General features: G+C 55.6%; 12 protein-coding genes. 4 read left to right on the plus strand and 8 right to left on the minus strand.

The annotated features are described in order from the left end of the window. Positions 1-59 precede the first annotated feature (59 nt). Positions 60-3,656, plus strand: a complete 3,597-nt coding sequence (smc, locus tag NHH03_RS23730) for a chromosome segregation protein SMC (protein ID WP_253160409.1) — start codon at positions 60-62, stop codon at positions 3,654-3,656. A gap of 237 nt (positions 3,657-3,893) precedes the next feature. On the opposite strand, the gene NHH03_RS23735 is transcribed toward smc, so the two are convergent. The 5 genes from NHH03_RS23735 to NHH03_RS23755 all read right to left on the minus strand — a co-directional run bounded on the left by NHH03_RS23735 (position 3,894) and on the right by NHH03_RS23755 (position 12,726). Continuing rightward, on the minus strand, positions 3,894-5,339 hold the full coding sequence (locus tag NHH03_RS23735) for a DUF1501 domain-containing protein (protein WP_253160411.1): 1,446 nt from the start codon (positions 5,337-5,339) through the stop codon (positions 3,894-3,896). A gap of 11 nt (positions 5,340-5,350) precedes the next feature. Continuing rightward, on the minus strand, positions 5,351-8,173 hold the full coding sequence (locus tag NHH03_RS23740) for a PSD1 and planctomycete cytochrome C domain-containing protein (RefSeq protein ID WP_253160413.1): 2,823 nt from the start codon (positions 8,171-8,173) through the stop codon (positions 5,351-5,353). Between the two features lie 248 nt (positions 8,174-8,421). Further along, positions 8,422-9,759, minus strand: coding sequence for a DUF1501 domain-containing protein (locus NHH03_RS23745; RefSeq protein ID WP_253160416.1), 1,338 nt, complete (start codon positions 9,757-9,759; stop codon positions 8,422-8,424). 55 nt (positions 9,760-9,814) lie between these two features. After that, positions 9,815-12,040, minus strand: a complete 2,226-nt coding sequence (locus tag NHH03_RS23750; protein ID WP_253160419.1) for a DUF1553 domain-containing protein — start codon at positions 12,038-12,040, stop codon at positions 9,815-9,817. Beyond that, positions 12,037-12,726 carry a hypothetical protein gene (locus NHH03_RS23755; RefSeq protein ID WP_253160422.1) on the minus strand — a complete coding sequence of 230 codons (690 nt, stop codon included), beginning with the start codon at positions 12,724-12,726 and terminating at the stop codon, positions 12,037-12,039. Before NHH03_RS23755 ends, NHH03_RS23750 begins: the two co-directional genes overlap by 4 nt. Positions 12,727-12,876: 150 nt before the next feature. On the opposite strand from NHH03_RS23755, the gene NHH03_RS23760 reads away from it, so the two are divergent. Further along, a complete protein-coding gene (locus NHH03_RS23760; protein ID WP_253160424.1) occupies positions 12,877-13,725 on the plus strand; it encodes a heme-dependent oxidative N-demethylase family protein in 849 nt (282 codons plus the stop codon). 192 nt (positions 13,726-13,917) lie between these two features. Here the strand turns inward: NHH03_RS23760 and NHH03_RS23765 are convergent, their stop codons facing one another. Beyond that, positions 13,918-14,778, minus strand: coding sequence for an AraC family transcriptional regulator (locus NHH03_RS23765; RefSeq protein ID WP_253160426.1), 861 nt, complete (start codon positions 14,776-14,778; stop codon positions 13,918-13,920). A 114-nt stretch (positions 14,779-14,892) separates the two neighbouring features. Between NHH03_RS23765 and NHH03_RS23770 the strand changes: the two genes are divergently transcribed. After that, a complete protein-coding gene (locus NHH03_RS23770; RefSeq protein ID WP_253160429.1) occupies positions 14,893-15,885 on the plus strand; it encodes a dihydrodipicolinate synthase family protein in 993 nt (330 codons plus the stop codon). An 87-nt stretch (positions 15,886-15,972) separates the two neighbouring features. Next, a complete protein-coding gene (locus tag NHH03_RS23775; RefSeq protein ID WP_253160432.1) occupies positions 15,973-17,397 on the plus strand; it encodes an oxidoreductase in 1,425 nt (474 codons plus the stop codon). A 28-nt stretch (positions 17,398-17,425) separates the two neighbouring features. On the opposite strand, the gene NHH03_RS23780 is transcribed toward NHH03_RS23775, so the two are convergent. Together NHH03_RS23780 and NHH03_RS23785 are read right to left on the minus strand one after the other, a co-directional pair. Continuing rightward, on the minus strand, positions 17,426-18,988 hold the full coding sequence (locus NHH03_RS23780; protein ID WP_253160434.1) for a sulfatase family protein: 1,563 nt from the start codon (positions 18,986-18,988) through the stop codon (positions 17,426-17,428). Between the two features lie 347 nt (positions 18,989-19,335). Next, positions 19,336-20,364 carry a hypothetical protein gene (locus NHH03_RS23785; protein ID WP_253160437.1) on the minus strand — a complete coding sequence of 343 codons (1,029 nt, stop codon included), beginning with the start codon at positions 20,362-20,364 and terminating at the stop codon, positions 19,336-19,338. Positions 20,365-20,502: the final 138 nt, after the last annotated feature.

Below are 20,502 nucleotides of genomic sequence, written 5' to 3' on the forward strand. Positions count from 1 at the left end.
GAGGAAAGCGTGGTTTTCTTCGTCTAGTTTGCCCTCATCCACCGGACCACCCCCCTCGTATGCTCAAAGCTCTCGAACTCGCCGGCTTCAAAAGCTTTGCGGATCGCACGCGCTTTGATTTTCCTGATGGGATCACGGTGGTGGTCGGCCCTAACGGTAGTGGCAAATCAAATATCGTCGATGCGATGAAATGGGTGCTCGGATCGCAGAGCGCTAAGAGCCTGCGTGGTAAGGAGATGTCGGACGTCATCTTCAAGGGCTCCCAGACACGTCCGGCGGCGTCTGCTGCCGAAGCCACCATCATCTTCGATAATTCCAGCGGCAATTTGCCTGTCGATGCCCCCGAAGTCCATGTGACTCGCCGCGTCTATCGCAGTGGTGAAAGTGAATACCTGATCAATCAACAAGCCGTCCGCTTGAAAGATGTTCGTGACCTGATTCGCGGCACCGGAATTGGTATTGATGCGTACAGTCTGATCGAACAGGGCAAAGTCGATCGGATGCTACAAGCCAACGCCAAGGACCGGCGAGCCATTTTTGAGGAAGCGGCCGGCATCAGCCGTTTCAAAGCCAAGAAAATCGAAGCTGAACGACGTCTCGCCCGCGTGCAGTCCAACCTGACTCGGCTGAGCGACATTGTCGAAGAAGTGGGAACGCGATTGCGCAGCGTCCGCAGTCAAGCCAGCAAGGCGGAACGCTACCGCCAAGCCAGCGAGCGTCTGAAAGAACTTCGGACCGTCGCCGCTTGGACGGACTGGGAAAACCTGAACACTGAAGTCCAGGGGTGCGAGTCCGAACTAGCCGAAGCGATCGAGTTGCAAAACAAGCTGCAAGCCGAGCGCGAGGAAATGACAGCGCGTCGGCAAGCCGCTGACATGCAACTGCAACAGATCGCCGACCAAGCAAACGAGCTGGAATCGCAGCGCCGTGAAACGCTGGGCAAAGTCGCGACGCTCTCGGGACGCAAAGATGCCGACGAATCGTCCGTCCAAGAATTGCGACTGGCGGTCGCCAACTCGCTGCGGCGGATGCGGTCGTTAAAGGTTCAAGCCGAAGCGGCAGCCGCAGATCTGAAAGTAGCCGCGCAGCGTCTGGAAACAAGTCACAACGAAGTCACGGCAGTGGCCGAGCGGGCCATTCAGATCGAATTGGATCGAGACAAGATCCAGGCCGAGACGGATGAAATCCTGCAGCTTCGCGATCGCACCCAACGCCAACACTTGGCAGCACTGCGAAACGTCGCTGAAATGGAGTCGAATCGCCAACACCTGGAATCAAAACTCTCCGAAGCAGCACGGTCCTTGGTCAGTTTGACCAAACGCGCCGCGGAGGCGTCCGCCGCTCTGCAGACCGCGATTGCCGACGATGCCCAGCGTGCCGAGCATGTCGAGCAACTGCAACAAGAGATTGAAACTGCAAAAACCGAGGTTCGAGCGGCCGAGATCGCGACTCAGGAGCAGCGCGGAAAACTCGACCGCCGCAGTGGTGAAACCGCCGAACTGCGCACTCGACTGGAAGGCGTTCGCCAACGCTATTTGGTGTTGGAAGATCTGCAACTGCGGCACGAAGGCGTCTCCGGTGGCGTCCGTACCGTGATCCAGCAATTGTCTGAACCCGGTCATCCGCTGGCCAATTCGATCCAAGGCATGGTGGCCGACTTGGTCACGGCAGATATTGACGTCGCCCCGATGATCGACGCCGCACTGGCCGAACGATCGCAATACATGGTTGCCCGATCGGGTGACCTGGCCGACGCGATCAGCAGTGGCGAGATTCAAGTCGACGGCCGTTTAGGGATCATTCGTAGTGACCTGCTACCGGAGCCGCCCAAAGAAAACCGAATTCAGCTCGACGGGCTGCAAGGTGTAATCGGTCGAGCGGATCGAGTCATCCAGTGTGACCCCAAGCAATCCAAATTGATCTGCCATCTGCTCTCGTCGACTTGGTTGGTCGAGGACCTACAGGCCGCCAAGATCGTCACTCGTCTAGGCGGTCCCGGGCAGCGAGTCGTGACCCGCAAAGGCGAGGTCATCGAAAGCGATGGGACAATGATCCTAGGCCCCGCCGCTTCGGCGACTGGACTCGTCAGCCGACGCAGCGAATTGCACGCCGCAGCCGAAGAAATCGAGCGTTACACGTTTCAAATTTCGGAAAACGACGATGCCATCGCCGAATTGGCGGGCCTGGTCGATACCCATTCCAGTCAACTCGGGCGTTTAGAAATCGCCTACCGAAATCTGGTCACCGAATTGGCTGCCGCCCAAGCCGAACGTCGGCACGCCAGCGAGCGCCTGACGAATTGCCAGACAACCGATCGCGAGACCAAGTCCGAATTGGAATCGACGCGGCAACGACAATCCGAGCTTAAGTCAGAAACCGACTCCCTGGCCGCAGAAATCCTGAATGGTCGCCAAAAGATCGAGGTCTTGGAGAGCGAGTCGGCTGATATCGAAGAAACACTCTCGGAAACTCAGCAAGCGCTGCAATCCGCCAGCAGCGCCGTCACGTCAATCTCGGTTGAAGTCGCACGGGCCGAACAGAAACACGAAGCACTGGTCGCGATGATCGACCAGCAGCGTCGTGATCAATCCGAACGCGTTGCATCCGTCGCCGATGCCCAATCCGGCGCCGACGGTGGCTACACACGCTTAGCCGAATTGAACGAGCGAATTGACCAAACCACACTCGAACTGTTGGAATTGAATTCTGCCAGCGAACGATCTGAGCAGGAACTAAAAGAACTAGCGGTGAACGCCGAACGGGTTCGTCAGACCAACCGCGAAACCATGCTTGCCAGTGAAGCAGCGATCAAGAATGCTGCCAAAGCAAGCGAGGCGGTGCACGCCATCACCAGTCGCCGTGACGGGGCCAAACACCGTCTGGGCACGTTGGCCGAACGGATCCAAGAAGACTACCAGATTGATCTCGAAAACGACGATCCACCGCAGGAACTTGCCGAGATCGAAGACCGCCAGGCGATGGACGAAGAAATCAACCGTCTGCGCGATCAGTTGATGCGAACCAGCAACGTCAACATGGAAGCGCTAGCGGAACTCGAGGGATTGCAGGAACGGTACGACCACCTGAACGGTCAATACGAAGACCTGTCGGCGGCCAAGGATTCCTTGCAACGAATCATCGGGCGCATCAATGCCGATAGCCGACGCTTGTTCCTGGATACGCTGGAAGCAATCCGATTGAACTTTCAGAAACTGTATCGCAAGTCGTTCGGTGGTGGGCACGCTGATTTGGTGCTCGAAGATTCCGACGATCCGATGGAAGCCGGCGTGGAGATCGTGGCCACCCCGCCAGGCAAACCCAGTTTCAGCAATTCATTGCTATCCGGTGGTGAAAAAGCCCTGACCGCCGTCGCACTTTTGATGGCGATCTTCCAATACCGACCCAGCCCGTTTTGTGTGTTGGACGAGGTCGACGCGCCGTTTGACGAAGCCAACATCGGTCGCTTTGTGACCGTGTTGAATGAGTTCTTGGACCACAGCAAATTTGTCGTTGTCACCCACAGCAAAAAAACGATGACCGCCGCAACCACCTTGTACGGCGTCACCATGCAAGAGTCTGGTGTCAGCAAACGTGTTTCAATTCGCTTCGAAGACGTCAGCGACAACGGTGAAATCAGCGAAGGCGAAGCCGCCTAAACACCGCATCGACGTGCTGACAAGCTGTTGAAGATGTGCTGCTTATCCCAACCCGACGCGCCAGTTTTGAAGCCAGCGCGTTTATGGTAACCCGACGCGTGAGCGAGAAATTTTGGGTGTTAGCGGGATCCCTCGCTGACGCATCGGGTTACCATTCCCACCCTAATCAACAGCCCGTGACGCGTCGGATCAGGATCAATCACTGGCTCGCGAGAACGCCCTACAACTGATTCAATCTCACGCCAGAATTTCGTTGACGACTCGGGCGGGTTTGACACCGGTCAATTTTTGATCCAGGCCTTGAAATCGATACACCATTTTTTCATGGTCGATGCCCAGTAAATGCTGAACGGTCGCATGAAAATCTCGCAGGTGCACTGGGGATTCTGCGATTCGATACCCAAGTTCATCCGTGGCGCCGTGGGTCATTCCGGGTTGAACCCCGCCGCCGGCCATCCAGATCGTGAACGCATTCGGATTGTGATCGCGACCGCGGAATTTGGTCTGCTGTCCGCCCCGATTTTCAGCCATCGATGTGCGACCAAACTCACCACTCCACACAACCAGCGTTTCATCCAACATTCCACGTCGTTCTAAATCGTTCAACAGCGCGGTCATCGGACGGTCGACGGAATCACATTTCTTGGTCAGTCCCTTTCCGAGCGACTCCGATTCGTTTGTTCCGTGGGCGTCCCACCCCCAGTCAAACAACTGAATGAATCGCACCCCGCGCTCGGCCAATCGGCGTGCCAACAAACAATTATTCGCGAATGATTCGGCCCCCGGTTCGGTCCCGTACTCCTCGTGAATCTGTTTTGATTCTTGGGAAATATCCATCGCTTCGGGGACAGCCGTTTGCATCCGAAATGCCAACTCATACTGATTCATCCGCGTCAGTGTTTCCGGATCACCGAACGATTGATAATTCAACTCGTTCAATCGATCCAAGGTGTTCAGCACCGCGCGACGCTGGTCCCTCGAAACGCCTGTCGGATTGGAAACATTCAAGACCGGATCGCCTTTTGATCGACATTGCACACCTTGGTAGACCGAGGGCAAGAAACCGCTGCTCCATAACGCTTTGCCAACCCGAGGCTGACGCCCACCGGAAAGCAAGACAATGAATCCCGGCAGGTTTTCATTCTCTGAACCCAATCCCCAAGTCACCCAAGATCCCATCGAGGGGTAACCCACCCTTGATTGGCCGGAATGAACCATCAACTGCGCAGGGCCATGGTTAAACTGATCCGTTTCGAGTGACTTGATAAAACAAACCTTGTCGACGACCTTGGAAAAATGGGGCAGACGATCCGAAACCCAGGCACCACAGTCGCCATGTTGAGCGAACTTGTATTGTGGCCCCAGCATCTTCGGAGTGCCTTGAATGAACGCAAACTGGCTGCCTTCCAGATACTCGCTCGGACAGTCTTTCCCGTCGAACTTTTCCAAGGCCGGTTTGTAATCGAACAACTCCAGTTGGCTGGGGGCGCCGATCATGTGCAAAAAGATCACACGCTTGACTTTCGCGGGCAATCGCATGGCGTTGTCAGCGGACGTAGCGATAGCAGATCCGTTCTGTGATGCCAGCCATGTCGCTCCCAATCCGGTTGCGCATTGCTGCAAAAAGTGACGCCGTGTTTCAAGTTCTAATTTCTGGCGGATTGCCTGTTCGACGAGGCTCATTCGGTTTCCAATCACTGGCTTAACACCTCATCCAAATTCATTAGTACGTTGGCCACGGCGGTCATTGCCGCCTGAGAATCGTCGCCACTTTCGTTGTATAACTCTCGCAGCGCTGCCCTCTCGGTTTCCGAAGGCGACCGACAGGTTGCCAACCGGAATCCATAATCCAATTGTTGATCGATCGGGCCGTCGTGATCGGCCATTCGACCGGCCAGCCCCTGGGCGGCTTCGACAAAGGTCGCATCGTTCAGCGTCATCAACGCCTGCAGAGGCGTATTGGATGGTAAACGCCGCATCGAGCAAAATTCTCGCGAGGGCGCATCAAACGATGCCATCACCGGGTAAGGAATCGTTCGTTTGGTGTAGGTATAGATCGTCCGGCGGTAGCGGTTCGGGTCAGTCGGTGCCACCGTCGACCATTTGTCACTGCCCTGAAACGGTTTCCAAACTCCACCGGGCAACGGCGGAAAGACGGGCGGACCGAATTGTTTGTCACTCAACAGACCGCCAATCGACAATGCTTGATCGCGGATCATTTCCGCTGGCAATCGATTGCGTGGACCACGGCTGAGCAACCGATTGAATGGATCGATTTGCAATGCCTCCGGCGTGATGCGGGCCGATTGGCGGTAGGTTGAACTAAGCACGATTTCTCGCAGCAGCGTCTTGATACTCCATCCCATTTCGTCCTGAAAACGGGCAGCTAAATCGTCCAGCAATTCCGGATGCGACGGTGCCGCGCCAGCGATCCCAAAATCCTCCTGGGTTTCCACAATCCCGACGCCAAACAGTTGACTCCAAATTCGATTGACCGCGACGCGCGCCGTCAACGGATTTCGCGGACTTGCAACCCAGCGTGCCATTGCCAGCCGAGCATCTTGTGGTGACACCGGCTGATCCGACAACGCCGGCAAAAAACCTGGTGTGCCTGGTTCGACGGGATCCGTCTTGGTCATTTGATTGCCACGATCAAACACCCGCGAAGGCCGGCTGAATGGTTCGTACCGCTGTGACATGATCGGCGTTGGGATCGATGCAATTGCCTTACGTTTATTTCGCAGTTCCTGGATCGTTTGCCGATTTGCCACACGATCTTCATCGTCCAACCAATTCGTAAATCCGTTGGAATCACTGACAGCAATCTGGCCACGATGAGCGATCAGCGGAAACGCGCCCAGTTCAACCCCGTTAAAAACCAAGTCGACATGCAAGCGATCGCCGTCGTTCAATGCAACGGGAGTCTTCAACAGAAACGCCGCCGTGCGTGGATAGTGAATCCGTGAATACGGTCCGACACCGCGGCTTGATTTCGCATTCAAACTATCGTTGGGATCAAGCAGCGGGTCAGGCTCGTCGGAAATCACCTCTGCAAATTCAAGCTTGGTCGTTTCACCGTCACTAGCCAGTACGCTGGCATCGATGTGAGACACTAAAAATCCCCATTCGGAATCCACCAACGCTTTCGCGGCATCTTTTGGAAATCCAATCAAACGCAGCGCGGTGATTTTTGAAACCGACGGATCCACTTTGCAGTCGATTTTGACGGTCGTGTTTCGTTGCACCGTGCCCGTGGTTTGATACTGCTCGATTCCCGCATCGTGACTGACAACGACTTGCGTGTTGTTGTTGGTCTGCAATTTCAGATCGGAAACCGGTTTCCAATGGGATCCATCGACCACCAACTGATTCACACGATCCCATTCACCTTTCCAAATCTGTTCGATTTGCTGGTCCAGTTCTCGAGCCAACGGGTAGTCATCGGTGTCGACTGGAACGGCCAACGTCGGCAACTCGTTTCCCAAGTCACTGTCGGTCGTGTTATTGAAGAACGCCAAGAATTCATAGAACTCTTCGTGTTCGATGGGATCATAGGGGTGCGAATGACACTGCACACAGCCGAACGACAAACCCATCCAGGCTTGCCATGTCGTCGAGACACGATCGATCACCGCTTCGGTACGAAACGTTTCGTCGTCCGTCCCGCCTTCCTCGTTGGTTTGTGTGGTTCGATGACAAGCCGTGGCCAGCAAATCGGCCATCGTTGGATCAGGCAACAAATCCCCTGCCAGCTGACTGATCGTGAATTCGTCGTAGGGCATGTCCGCGCCGAGCGCACGAATCACCCAATCGCGAAATTGCCAAATCGTACGACGTCCATCGAGTCCCAGTCCCTTGGAATCGGCGTAGCGGATTGTGTCCAACCAAACGCTGGCCCAGCGTTCCCCATAGCGGGATGACATCAACAATCGGTCCACCGCGTGCTCATAGGCCACATCTCCCAGCTGCTCAGCAGCCAGTTCAAACGCGTCCACTTCGTCCGGCGTTGGTGGTAAACCAGTCAACTCCAGCGTGACACGCCGCAACCAACGCGCCGCAGTGGCTTCTGGCTGTGGACTCAATTCCGCCGCACGCAATTTCCGCAGAATAAATCGGTCAATGCGGCTGCGACTCCATTGATCATCTTCGGCCTGATTCAGATTCGATTTCGCCGGCGGCTGATACGCCCAGTGCTTGCCCCACTCGCCCCCCTGGTCAATCCACCCCCGCAACGTCGCGATCTCTGCTTCGTTGAGCGCCCGACCATGCTCGATCGGCGGCATGTGCTCTTCTTCGTCGACCGGCAACAGCACTCGATCAAGTAAGTACGAATCGCTTGCGCTGCCTGGCTCAATCACCCCCTCGACGCTTTCGGGGTACACAAAACTCAATCCACCGGCCTGTTTCACACCGCCGTGACAAGCCACGCAGTGCTCATTGAAGATCGGTCGCACGTCACGATTAAAATCGACCCTGTCGGGAACCGTTTGATCGGCCTGTACGGACGGACAAAGCAACAATAGCAATCCGACCGGAAGCGCAATACTTACTCGATAGATCAGCGGAATGGAGGGCAAAATCAAGGCACCGTTGGCGATATTGGTAGGACTTCGGCGGGTGCGGCAACAGCGCACACATTCCGCTCCATCCTAGCTGTTTTCATGCGAGTTGACCAATTCCATTCTCAATTCGCCGTTGAAAATGCCGCTCACACCGTGTGACAAGAGGCAAAACAGAGCCAATCCGTCTCGGCTGCGATCCGATCTCAAACCAATTCCTCAATCACCGTTCCGTCGCGGTTGATCTGTACCGGCCTGCCATCGCTGGTTTGCAATTCCCTGTCGCCGTCGATTCCGATCAAGCGATAAATCGTACGCACCAAATCGGCTGGGCTAACCGGGCGATCCGCGGGTCTCTGGCCGTGCGAATCACTTTGCCCGATCACCTGGCCACCGGTCACCCCACCACCGGCCAGCGCGACACTGAACGCTCCCGGCCAGTGATCGCGGCCACCACGGGTATTCAGTTTGGGAGTCCGACCAAATTCTCCCATCACAATCACCAACGTCGAATCGAGCAACCCTCGCTCCGCCAAATCGTCTAACAAGGCGGCGTACGCTTGGTCCAATTTTGGAATCTTGCCAGCCGTTCCACCGGTGAAGCCTTCTTTCAATCGATTGAACAGATTCTCATGCGTGTCCCAGCCGCGGTCAGTCACCGTCACAAACTTTGTGCCCGCTTCGATCAAACGTCGCGCCATCAGACAACTTTGGCCAAGCGTATGACGACCGTATCGCAGACGCGTCGAATCAGGTTCACGTTCCAAATCGAAAGCCGAGCGAGCCTGCGGCGATTGCACCAATCGAAACGCTTGATCAAACGCACTGTCGCCTGGCGTTGATTGTGAGAGTTGCTGGTGTTGATGTCCAGAAAACTCCTCCACGACTTCACGGAACTTGCGACGTCGGTCCAGTCGTCCCGCCGTGATCCCAGGCAGCGTTTGCAGATCTTGAACCCGAAAATCGGGCTTCGAAGGATCGCCGTCGATCACAAACGGCGACGTCGATTCCGGAAGATAGCCGCACCCCAGCATCGCATTGGGGCGGGTGATCGCAATATTGGTCGGCAGCGCAGGCAATGTTCCCGGCGGATTCTGGCTGCCCAACCATTTCACCACCGACGGCAACCCAGGATAGGTCAATGCGCGACTGGGTTCGTAGCCGGTCAACAAATAATGACTGGCAAAATTGTGCTCCCCCAGCGTCGATGTCATCGAACGCACCAGCGCAATCCGATCCATCATCGCCGCAGTGCGTGGAAGTTGTTCACAGATCTCAATCCCAGGCACGTTCGTCGAGATCGGTTGAAAGGGACCCCGAATCTCCGCCGGCGCCTCTGGTTTCAAATCAAACAAATCCAGATGACTGGGACCGCCATCCAACCACAACAAGATGCACGACTTTGCCGTGACCGCCGAATCTGTCTCCGATGCCAACCCGGCCCGGGCGTGAAACCAGTCACCAATGCCCAACCCCAACGCCGTCAATCCACCGACATGCAATAGATCACGGCGCCGCTGGCAGACTTGATTTGGAAACATCATTTGAAAAACTCTCGGGATGGTCGTCAAAGAAGCCACCGCAATCTCACTGACTCAGCTAGTGATTGGTCAAAAAGGTTTTGCTGGTCAACAATCCCCAAAACAAGTCAGCAAAAAACTCCTGGCGATCGCCCAGACTTGACCACCGCCCCGTTTCGTCTTGAATCTTGCTCCATTCTGCTTGCCAAAACGACGCCTCGGCATCTTGCATCGGTCGTGACAGCGTTCGCCAATACAATGCGTCTGCCAAACGCAAATCGTCGGGTTCATCCCGCAACAGCTTGCTAAGCGCCCCGGTTGGATCCACTAAGCGTTGATTGATCAAGTCGCCATTAAGAAAGTGGAGGGCTTGAGCCATCGACCCAGCATCCAGCGCAGGGGCCTCGCAGGCCGCTTCACGGTCACAACGCCCCAGTACATCCAGCGCCGTGGATTCCAAACGGTTGTCGGTTATCCGCAACGCATTGGTTGCATCGCTGTCACCAAAGGTCATCGCGACGCCAGTCGCGTCGGCAATCGTTCCGGCCAACACCTCGGCCTCCAATGGCCGAACCATGCGATGTGAATAGTCGTTGCGATCGTTTTCATTTCCTGGCGATGGCCGAGACGATCGACCGTAGGCGTCGGACAGACAAATCATTCGCACCAGTGGTTTCATTCGGAAATCGTGCGCAATGAATTCCCTCGTCAGCGCGTCCAGTAACTCTGGATGACTCGGTGGATTCGTGGCCCGAATATCATCGACCGGATCGATCAACCCGCGCCCCATCAACTGAGCCCAGACGCGGTTCACTGTTGCGCGTGCAAAGTAGGCGTTTTCTGGGTCAGTCACCCAGTCGGCGAATTGTTGCCGACCATCGGCGTCGCCGGCTAGATCTCGGGTTCCTGGAATTCGTTGAGTTGCCGGCCGGCCGCTGACCGGATCGGTGACTTCGCTGCCTGGCAATGAACGCACCACGCGGCCCTGTTGCAGTTTGGCAAAAATTGCTGCCAGCCCGTGATAGTCTTGTTGCCGCCAATGATCAAAGGGATGGTCGTGGCAATTCGCACACCGCAGTCGCACTCCCATCATCACTCGCGTGGCCGATTCAGCCAGCCCCTGAGGCCCGCCGGCGGATCGCAAAAAATTCACCGGCCCGATGTCATATCCGTCGCCATTGGCAGTCAGCATTTCTTCTGCGACGCGGTTCCATGGCACATCCTCACGGATTTGCTGGACCAACCATCGCTGAAACGCCTCCGCGCCCGCCGGTTGCAACTGCTTGCTATCGATGGCCAGAATATTGGCCCATTTCAAAGCCCAGTAGTCGGCAAATTCGTCTGCGGCCAGCAAACGATCGATCAGGAGTTGACGTTTCCGTGGATCCGGATCGACCGCAAAACGCTGAAGTTGGTCAACCGGTGGCAATCGTCCCGCCAGATCCAGCCACGCCCGCCGCGCGAACGCGAACTCATCCGCGTCGCCAGAAGCGGGGATTCGAAACCGCCTAAGTTTCTGTGTGATGTATCGATCAATCAAACCGGATTGTTCAAGATCCGGCGGACCAACTGAGGTGTCATTGGCGACCAAATCCTGCATCGGAACGGCCAATCGAATCGCCTTCACTCGGTCCAGGTAGCGGGCAATGACGACGTGTTCCCCGCGACGATGCACTCGCAGCTGCTGGTTGTCAGTCTCAACGGAGACGGATTCGGGGTCATCTGATTCCCAGACTGTCCAGCGGGTCACATCCTGACGGGTCCCATCGGAAAAAGTGGCTCTCGCTGAAACATTAACCGAAGTTCCCGGCTGGTCCAACATCACCGATTCCGGATGAAACACCACCTCAGTCACAGTCCGGCCACCCTCGCGACGTGCTCCAGAATCGATCCATCGCTCGAGCCATTGATAGGCCAATGAACCCGCATCAAATCGTTCGCCACCGCCATGCTCCATCGACTCCGTCGCTTTTCGCAGCAGTAGACTCTTCGAAGCGTCAAACAAATTCACACGTCGCCCTTCCAAATCCCGCGTCAGAGCGAAGTGGTCTTTTTTCGGATTGGATCCGAACAATGACAAACTCAATCCGCCCCGTCCGATCGCGGCACCATGGCACGCCCCCGCGTTACATCCATAACGTGTCAACAGTGGCACGACTTGTGTATCAAAGTCGATCTCAACCGGTATGTCTCTACTATCGTTCGCTTGAATGGCACTGCCTTGCCCGCCAGACTCGATCGCCATTGCAACAGCCGACCAAGCGAGCAGCAAACCACACAGACCCGTCGTGATATGAATTTTCAACGCTCGGCTTCAGGCTTGGGGGCTGTAGGTGCGGCGGACCTCGCCCGTCGCTTCATTGCACTGTCCTGTCGGCCCGGATACGCGAATTTTTCTAACGTCTCAACCGTCGGCGGTTCTTGCTTCAATCGTTTTGACAACTCAGCAGCAATCTTGGGTCCATCGGTCAACGATGGCTGTACCAGAGCTGCATTGGCCACCACTTTGTTTTCATCGGCGATCAGGATCGTCAATTCCACGTTCCGATTCAGACCATACGCGCCGGGACCTTCGCCGCCATCGACGGAAACTCCCACGGGGACTTGGAACTGCAATGATTTGCGAGCCCGATTCAGATACTCCTTGGCTTTGGCTTGGTCGTCATCCAACCAAACCACAACCGCCGCAGGTGCGGGGTCGACCAACGAGTGGGCGTAACTGGTGAGTGCCCGCGTGAGCGCCATTCCCGGCCGCGTCAGTTTATGTACGAATACGACCAGCGTTGGTTTGCCGCCTGCCAATGCAATCGGATCAAAGGTCTTGTCGGCGAGGTCATCATAGACACCTTGCAACTCAAACCCACGCAACGGTTCGCCGGCCTGTGGACCGGAAAACACAGGATCATCACACTGTCCCACTGTCGCGGGGATCAGATTCAATGCAGACAATACCAGGATGAACACCGCCATTTGGTTTCGAAACCCAGACATCAGCGATTCTCACAATGAAAACAAGGGAATTGAAAACCCGGACTTCAAGCCGATTCATCCCGTTGGTTATAACCGAACCTATCCCACGGCGCAGAATAATCGAGTGAAATCACTTTCTGTCGGCCGGCTCCCAAGTCTGACCATTCATCGATGATCCGTTTCTTTCCTTTCGACAAACCCGTTTTCGAGCACCAGTTTGGTATCGCAGCACTCCCAGCGGCGCAACCGATTCTGCAAACCACTGATCAATACACGCAAGAAATTGAACTCCGACGTCAACAACTCGAATCACGCTTTCGCGATACCTATTTGGTTGATTCCGATGGCAAGGCATCTCATTCGAATCAAACGCTTCGATTCCTAGTGGATCATTGCGATCACCTTTCGCGCCACCAAGACCAATTCGTCAATCAGCTGACTGGCGAATCGATCCCAATTGCCGATGCTGACCTGCACTGGTTGGGCCGGAACGTTCAAGAGGACGTCGTGGTCCTGTCGGATGATGTTCAGCGCGGTTTCCCGGTGTTGAGTGGTTGCGTTTGCTTTCCAAGTGGATGGTCAATTGCCGAGAAACTGGGCCAGTCGGTGCTGGCGATTCATCACGACGTCCCCGAATTTCAGACGGCCCTGTATCCCGCAACGGAAAAGCTGATGCAGCGGATGAAGCCAGGGAAAACGGTCTGGCGCACCAACTGGGGTGTCCGGCCTTGGTCACAACTGGACCAGTCGCCTCGACATCAAGCTCAGCTCGATCTCCTGGCCAAGCAAATCACGCCGCAGAATGCTGGCCAGCGCTGCTATTTTCGCACTGAATTTCAAACGCTGACACGACTCCCTGGTTCTGCAATCGTCTTTACGATTCTGACGCAGCAGTGCAAATTGTCTGAACTGACCGATCCGCAGCGAGACTTGCTCCGCGGCGTGCTGGCAACCTGCCCCGAATCGACGCTGCGCTACAAAGGGATCTTGCCGTTCTTGGACGCACTGACAAACCACTAAGCAATTCTGGGAACTTCATGGGCGTCGCCTCCCGTAGCAGCTGCCGCCAAGCTGGCGATTACCCACACGTTTTGTTTGATCGCCCGCTAAATCCTTCGCGAACGCGTCGGGTTGCCATTTGTGGGTAATCGCCAGCCCGCCAAGATTCAGATCGACTCCGTGCGCGTGCTATCGTGCAGAATCGCTCAAACGTTACGATCCCGACGAAATCGATTTCCGATAGGCCATCGGGGAAACGTCCACCTGTGACTTGAATTGTCGATAGAACGTGGACAGGTCGTTGAACCCACATTCGAACGCGACCGCTGCAATCGAAAGGTTTGTTTGAGCCAATTGATGTTTGGCATGGTTGATGGCAAGTTTTCGAACGTGCACCAACCACGTCGAACCAGTCTGTTCCTGGAACAATTTTGTGAACGCTCGGCGCGATAGGCCGATCGATTCGGCGGCTGCGTCAATCGTCGTCGCTTCATAAAAATCGGTTGCCAACCGCGCCACATAGTCCGCCATCACTTCGCGGTCATCGCGCGACACGTGACGCTGGTCGGACGAATCCCCACCCGGGGCCGATTCGCGTTGCTGCAAGATCCATTCGACCAAACGCATCGCAGCGCCCACCAGCGAAATTGCAACCGTCCGCCCCCCAGCCGCCTGATGATGTCGCATCCGCCGCAGTTGACTCGCCACGCGATTGGATAGATGCGAGTTGCTAGGGACCAAGCCCCAACGCAGATAGCCGACCAGCGATGGATCAAAATCAAACAAATGCTGGTTGATACAGCAAACGTATAAACTGCTCGCTGCATCTGGGGCATCTGCGATTCGATTTGCCACCCGCGGCGGCACAACGATTAGATCGCCTTCTTCGAAATGAACCACACGGTCTTTGGATTCCACCACACCGCGACCGCGTAAAACGTAAACCAATTTGACAAATTCGTGCTCACGCCACTCCATCGTGAACTCCGGCGAATGATGGCTCTCCAAAACCAACACTCCCCACGACGGCAGATTCTCGTCCAATGCATGGTCGGTTAGTGCTGGTTTCGTCATACGCCTCTGCCCGAAATGCCAATTTCAGATGATCCGATTTCCCAAGACATGCTCTCGCAAATCGGCTAGCATTTCAAGCCGCTGCACAAACGATGCCCAAAACGCAATTGGCGAATGATGACCGCATTTGAACCGATCGATCCTATCTCGTTGCTCAAACCCCGCCGCAAGATCACAGGCATCTCCGCCATTCTGTTGCCATTGCTTGCGGATGATAGCGTTGACTGGAAAGGCTTTGATGCCCATGTCGCTCGTACGTTTGACGCCGGACTATCCCCGGCGATCAACATGGACACCGGATATGGAAACCTGATCGACGACCAGACACGACTCACAGCCCTGCAGCGGACTCAATCAATCGCCGACGGGCGTGATTATGTCGCCGGATCCTTTGTCGGCGATGGGCCCGGTGCCGCTTTCAACGACACCGCCTACTGCAAGGCGATTGATCAAATTCAATCCCACGCTGGCACGCCGATTTTTTTCCAGTCCTATGGGCTGGCACATGGCAGTGACGACCAAATCGTCGCCAACTACCAGACACTTGCCAATCACTGCGATTCGTTTTACGCGTTTGAACTCGGCACGGTGTTTGCGCCCTTTGGCAATATCTATTCACTCAGTGTTTACGAACAATTGATGGGCATCCCAAAGTGCCGTGGTGCAAAACACTCTTCGCTTAGCCGTGAACTGGAATGGCAGCGATTGATTTTGCGGGATCGTGTGCGGCCGGATTTCAAAGTCTTCACCGGAAACGATTTGGCAATTGACATGGTGATGTATGGCAGTGACTACCTGTTGGGACTTAGCACGTTCGCGCCGGACGCGTTTGCGTTGCGCGACGCGTATTGGGAACAGGGATCCTCAGCGTTCTACGAACTCAATGACCTACTTCAGTATCTGGGCGCGTTCGCATTCCGTGCCCCCGTTCCAGCCTACAAGCACAACGCCGCAATGTTCCTGAAACTGCTGGGTCAGATCGAAACCGACCGAACCTTTCCGGGTTCGCCGATCCGTGCGGACAGCGACCGCGATGTGCTTGCTAAAATCGCAGCCGATCTGCAGGCCTGTATGAGAACGAGTCCATCGGCCGCATCGATCGCCTGAGTTCACTCCCACGACCATCACGTTTCCATTTCGCCGATCGCCCCGCCGACGCGATTCCCTTTTCATCCCACTTCGCATCAATCAATCATGGCCACCTATCCTCGAATCGCCAGTCTGAAAACGTTTGATGATTTCCAACAGCGACTCGATGCGCTGGGATTGGAATTGCCGGCTGACGAATCGGTTCAATCGGGGCCGGATTCTCCACTCGCACAAACCAGTCGCGTTGGCAGTTTGACGATCGGCAATCGATTCTGCATTTTGCCGATGGAGGGTTGGGATGGCACAACCGACGGCAAACCGACGGAACTGACGCGACGCCGATGGAAGAACTTTGGCATCAGCGGCGCCAAATTGATGTGGGGCGGCGAAGCGGTGGCGGTCCGCCACGATGGGCGTGCCAACCCCAATCAATTGTGCATGACCGACGCCAACCTTTCCCAGATTGGTGAATTGAGGGAATTGTTGATTCAGTCCCACGCCGAACGTTTCGGCAACACGGACGATTTGGTGGTCGGCCTGCAATTGACTCACTCAGGTCGATTTGCCCGTCCCAACGAAAAAACAACAGCCGAACCGCGAGCCGCACAGCGCAACCCGGCGCTGGACCCTCGGATGCAGATCACAGACGATTCAGCAATGATCAGCGACGATGAATTGAAATCGCTAATCGATGACTTCGTCAAATCTGCGGCCAACGCGTCCAAGCTAGGCTTCCAATTTGTCGATGTGAAACACTGCCATGGCTATTTGGGCCACGAACTCCTGAGCGGTGTTGATCGCCCGGGCGAATTCGGCGGCAGCTTTGAAAATCGAACGCGTTTTCTGCGCCAGATCGTCGCCGGGATCCGCGCCGAGGCGCCAGGGTTGGAGATGGGCGTGCGGCTAAGCATCTTTGACTTTTTGCCGTATTGCAAATCCGAAAGCGGCGTCGGCCAGCCCGATCCGGCCGGTGACCCGAGATTAGTGTTCGGCAGCACACCCAACGGAGACGGTGTTGACTTGACCGAACCGATTCGCTTTTTGGAGTTGATGAAATCGCTGGGTTTAAATCTGGTCTGCACCACCGCCGGCAGCCCCTACTACACGCCTCACATTCAGCGGCCTGCCTATTTCCCACCCAGCGACGGATACAATCCACCCGAGGAACCGTTGATCGGCGTGGACCGACAAATTGCGGCAACGGCGGAACTCAAGAAACGGTTTCCCGAAATGTTTATCGTCGGATCTGGATACACTTACCTGCAAGACTGGTTGCCCAACGTGGCTCAGGCGGTCGTCCGCACTCAAATGGCTGATTCGATTGGACTCGGACGCATGGTGTTGTCGTATCCCGACCTGCCAGCCGATGTGCTAGCCGGCACCGTTTTGGTCCGCAAGAAAGTCTGCCGTACCTTTAGCGACTGCACGACCGCCCCACGCAAAGGCATCGTCAGCGGTTGCTATCCGTTGGACCCGTTCTACAAGAACATGCCCGAACGAAAGCAACTGCTCGAACTCAAAAAAGGCTAGTGCATCATTCAGGCTAACACTGATGCGACTACTTCGCTTCGCGATTAAGTGGTTCTTCCACCACCAACGATTTGGGGAAATCCGCAGCCTGCTTGCCGCCACGTTCTTCCCATCGTTTGTTTTGTGAATTGCCAGCTGGTTGATTCATCGGGATGTCCATCCCACCGGCATCGCCAAGCATTTCATACAACTTGTCCTCCATTTCTTTGGCAACCGATTTGTAGTCCGGATCATTGATCAAGTTCTTGACCTCCTCCGGATCAGTCGTCAAATCGTACAGTTCATCAACGTCCCACAAGCCGTAGTAGGTGATGTACTTGAACCGATCGCCACGCAACGCAAACTGAGTCGGGGATTGTGGAAAGTTCTTTTCCCAATAGTAGACGTACAAGAAATAATCTCGCCACGGCATGTCTGGCGTGTTGGGCATGTCCAGGAAACTCTGGCCGTCCATGTAGTCCGGCGTTTCGATTCCGGCGGCGTGCATGATCGTTGGACCGACATCGATGTTCCCAATCACGTTTTCGATGACCGTACCGCCCGAAAATAAATTTGGGCACTGCATCATCATCGGGACACGAATCGACGCCTCATAAGAAACACGTTTGTCGATCAATCCGTGCTCGCCCCACATGAATCCGTTGTCGCCCATGTAGATCACCAGCGTGTCGTCGTGAACGCCCATCTCCTTCAACTGATCGAGCACTCGCCCCACACTGTCGTCGACCGCGAGCACCGATTCACAGTAGCGCCGGTACAGGTAATCCAAACCCTTGTCGCCGTGGTAAGAAAAATCGATTCCATGCCAACTGTTGCGTTGATCACGCACCCAACGTGGCGCATCATTTTCTGCTTTGATGTTCTCGCCACGTGGCAGAAAACTCAAATCAACATCGGCATAGCGATCTTTGTGTCGTTCTGCCGGAGTGAAATTCGAGTGCACCGCTTTGTGTGACAGATACAGAAAAAACGGTTTGTCGCCGTTGCGTTGCTTCAACCAATCAACCGCATAGTCGGTCAATTCGTCTGTGATGTAACCCTTTTGCTTGACCCGTTCGCCGTTAACGTTCAGTGTGTAATTCGGGCCAGGCGGCAAATAGTTTCCTTGTCCGCGGAAACTGATCCAATGGTCGAATCCGGGCCGCGGATCGTCGTGATGACCACCCATGTGCCATTTGCCAATGAACGCGGTGTCGTAACCGGCCCGTTGCAGATACTGAGGGAAGAAGACGGTGCCTTCGGGGACCGTTCGATTGTTGTCAATCACGCGATGCTTGTGCGTGTACAACCCGGTCAAGATCGAAGCACGACTGGGCGAGCAAAGACTGGTGGTGACAAACGCGTTCTTCAGATGCGCGCCGTTGGCAGCCAACGAATCCAGGTGCGGGGTTTCCAGAAACGGATGCCCGGCAAACCCCATCGCGTCATAGCGATGATCGTCCGTCAACACAAACACCACATTGCGTGGCTTCACTCCCTCCCGCTTCGGAGTCTCAGGTAAATCTGCCGCAGACGCAAACGACCCGGTAAACAGAGACAAAACGAGCGTGAGGGACAAGCTCACAAACAACAGACGCGGTGGCAAAACCATATCGCAATCGACTCCAAATTTCGGTGGGGAAAGACAAACACGGAATCGCGTAGTCTAAACCGAATCGGAACCGCATGCGCGCCCGTCTAGGCGAAGCTGTCTCGAGAGCCATCTGTGACCACAGGCAGGCAATCCTGCCTCGCTGCCCCAGGCGAGAAAGCTACCGATACGCTTTTCATCGCAACCCGAAGCGTGAGCGAGGGATTTAGCCGGTTGACGGGATCCCTCGCTGACGCGTCAGGTTGCCAAAAACCAATGCCCCTCGCGAAAGCGCCGGCTTCAAACCGAACGCGTCGGGTTACGAAAGCTGTTAGGCCGCCGCCCGCGAATCAGTCATCGACGCCCCCCTACGGACGCGTTGCAATGCGTTGGCCTTTGGGCCGCAGCAGGAACACTTTTGGATCATCGACGATGAAGGTCGTGCTCCAGCGCTGGCCATCGTCGGCACTGCACACGTTGTAGAAGAACGTGCGAAAGCGTTCAGCGCGATAGCTGTACGGGTACTGACTGGTGATATAGTCCTCTTCGGTCAAATCATCGACGCCCGGCGATGCGTAGTAGTGCACCATCCCATCGGGAGTCACACTCATACCCATCGTCCACCAACCCGTGGTCGTGATTTGAGGGCCACGAAAATCGCCACCCCGTTGATTGCCACGCACCCGCAGGTAGGCAAAGTCATTCGGTTTTCCCGACTGTGATTTGCTTTCGAATTCCACGAACAACCCAGGCCAGTAGACTTCGTTGCCCATTTCCTGACGGGTGTGTTTGAAGATCCCGATGCCGATTTCTTTATCGACCATAGCGGTGGTTTCCAAAGCCAATCGGAATCCAAAATGGGGTCCACTTCGGTTCTCCCAACTGTCCACCGGCGGCAAGAACACACGCGTCGTCACGCTGGGGACTTCGCTAATGTCGATCCGACGTTTCAGTCGGTATTGAACGTTGGCAACGAAGTCGTCCTGATGCATCGTTCCACTGGGTCTGCCCGGGATGCCGGTGAATTTACTTCGCAGCAACAGTGCCCCTTCGCTGCCGGGAAGACCGCCGGCCGGCGTGGCAACCCGTTTGACGATGTCTGGATGGCCACGTTTGATGCCTTCGTACCATCGACCGTTCGTGCTTCGCCCCATCGGGCCGCGTTGGTTTTCGTCAATGTCTTCGGTACTTTTCGGGTCCCTGGGCACATAGCCCCATTCGGGGTCCTCAAAATCGTCGGCTACGCCCACGATCTCGCTTCCCACCCCGGGGACAACGGGACGCTGAGCCGACGAATCGGTCGCGATCGTCGCTGTGCCAACGAATACGGCAACGGCTGCACCGCAGCGGTACCAGTGTGAAACGCCTGTAAGAATTTGCTTCAGCGAAGTCGTCATCGCTCTTCCGTCTGTTTGGATCCAATCGGCATGTTTGCTGATGGAGAGACCAGACGACGCGCAGCATCCCCCCCGCACACCACCAACCAGGGTCTCCCTTGTCCAATTTCATCGGCATCCGGTTGGAACAACTGTATC

This window comes from Stieleria tagensis (assembly GCF_024129865.1).
Lineage (GTDB): Bacteria > Planctomycetota > Planctomycetia > Pirellulales > Pirellulaceae > Stieleria > Stieleria tagensis.

Excerpts from the sequence above, each read along its gene's own strand:
- NHH03_RS23780 (WP_253160434.1), bottom strand. The coding sequence starts at position 18,988 with ATGGTTTTGCCACCGCGTCTGTTGTTTGTGAGCTTGTCCCTCACGCTC.
- NHH03_RS23775 (WP_253160432.1), top strand. The coding sequence starts at position 15,973 with ATGGCCACCTATCCTCGAATCGCCAGTCTGAAAACGTTTGATGATTTC.
- NHH03_RS23765 (WP_253160426.1), bottom strand. The coding sequence starts at position 14,778 with ATGACGAAACCAGCACTAACCGACCATGCATTGGACGAGAATCTGCCG.
- NHH03_RS23785 (WP_253160437.1), bottom strand. The coding sequence starts at position 20,364 with ATGACGACTTCGCTGAAGCAAATTCTTACAGGCGTTTCACACTGGTAC.
- NHH03_RS23755 (WP_253160422.1), bottom strand. The coding sequence starts at position 12,726 with ATGTCTGGGTTTCGAAACCAAATGGCGGTGTTCATCCTGGTATTGTCT.
- NHH03_RS23770 (WP_253160429.1), top strand. The coding sequence starts at position 14,893 with ATGATGACCGCATTTGAACCGATCGATCCTATCTCGTTGCTCAAACCC.
- NHH03_RS23745 (WP_253160416.1), bottom strand. The coding sequence starts at position 9,759 with ATGATGTTTCCAAATCAAGTCTGCCAGCGGCGCCGTGATCTATTGCAT.
- NHH03_RS23760 (WP_253160424.1), top strand. The coding sequence starts at position 12,877 with ATGATCCGTTTCTTTCCTTTCGACAAACCCGTTTTCGAGCACCAGTTT.
- NHH03_RS23735 (WP_253160411.1), bottom strand. The coding sequence starts at position 5,339 with ATGAGCCTCGTCGAACAGGCAATCCGCCAGAAATTAGAACTTGAAACA.
- smc (WP_253160409.1), top strand. The coding sequence starts at position 60 with ATGCTCAAAGCTCTCGAACTCGCCGGCTTCAAAAGCTTTGCGGATCGC.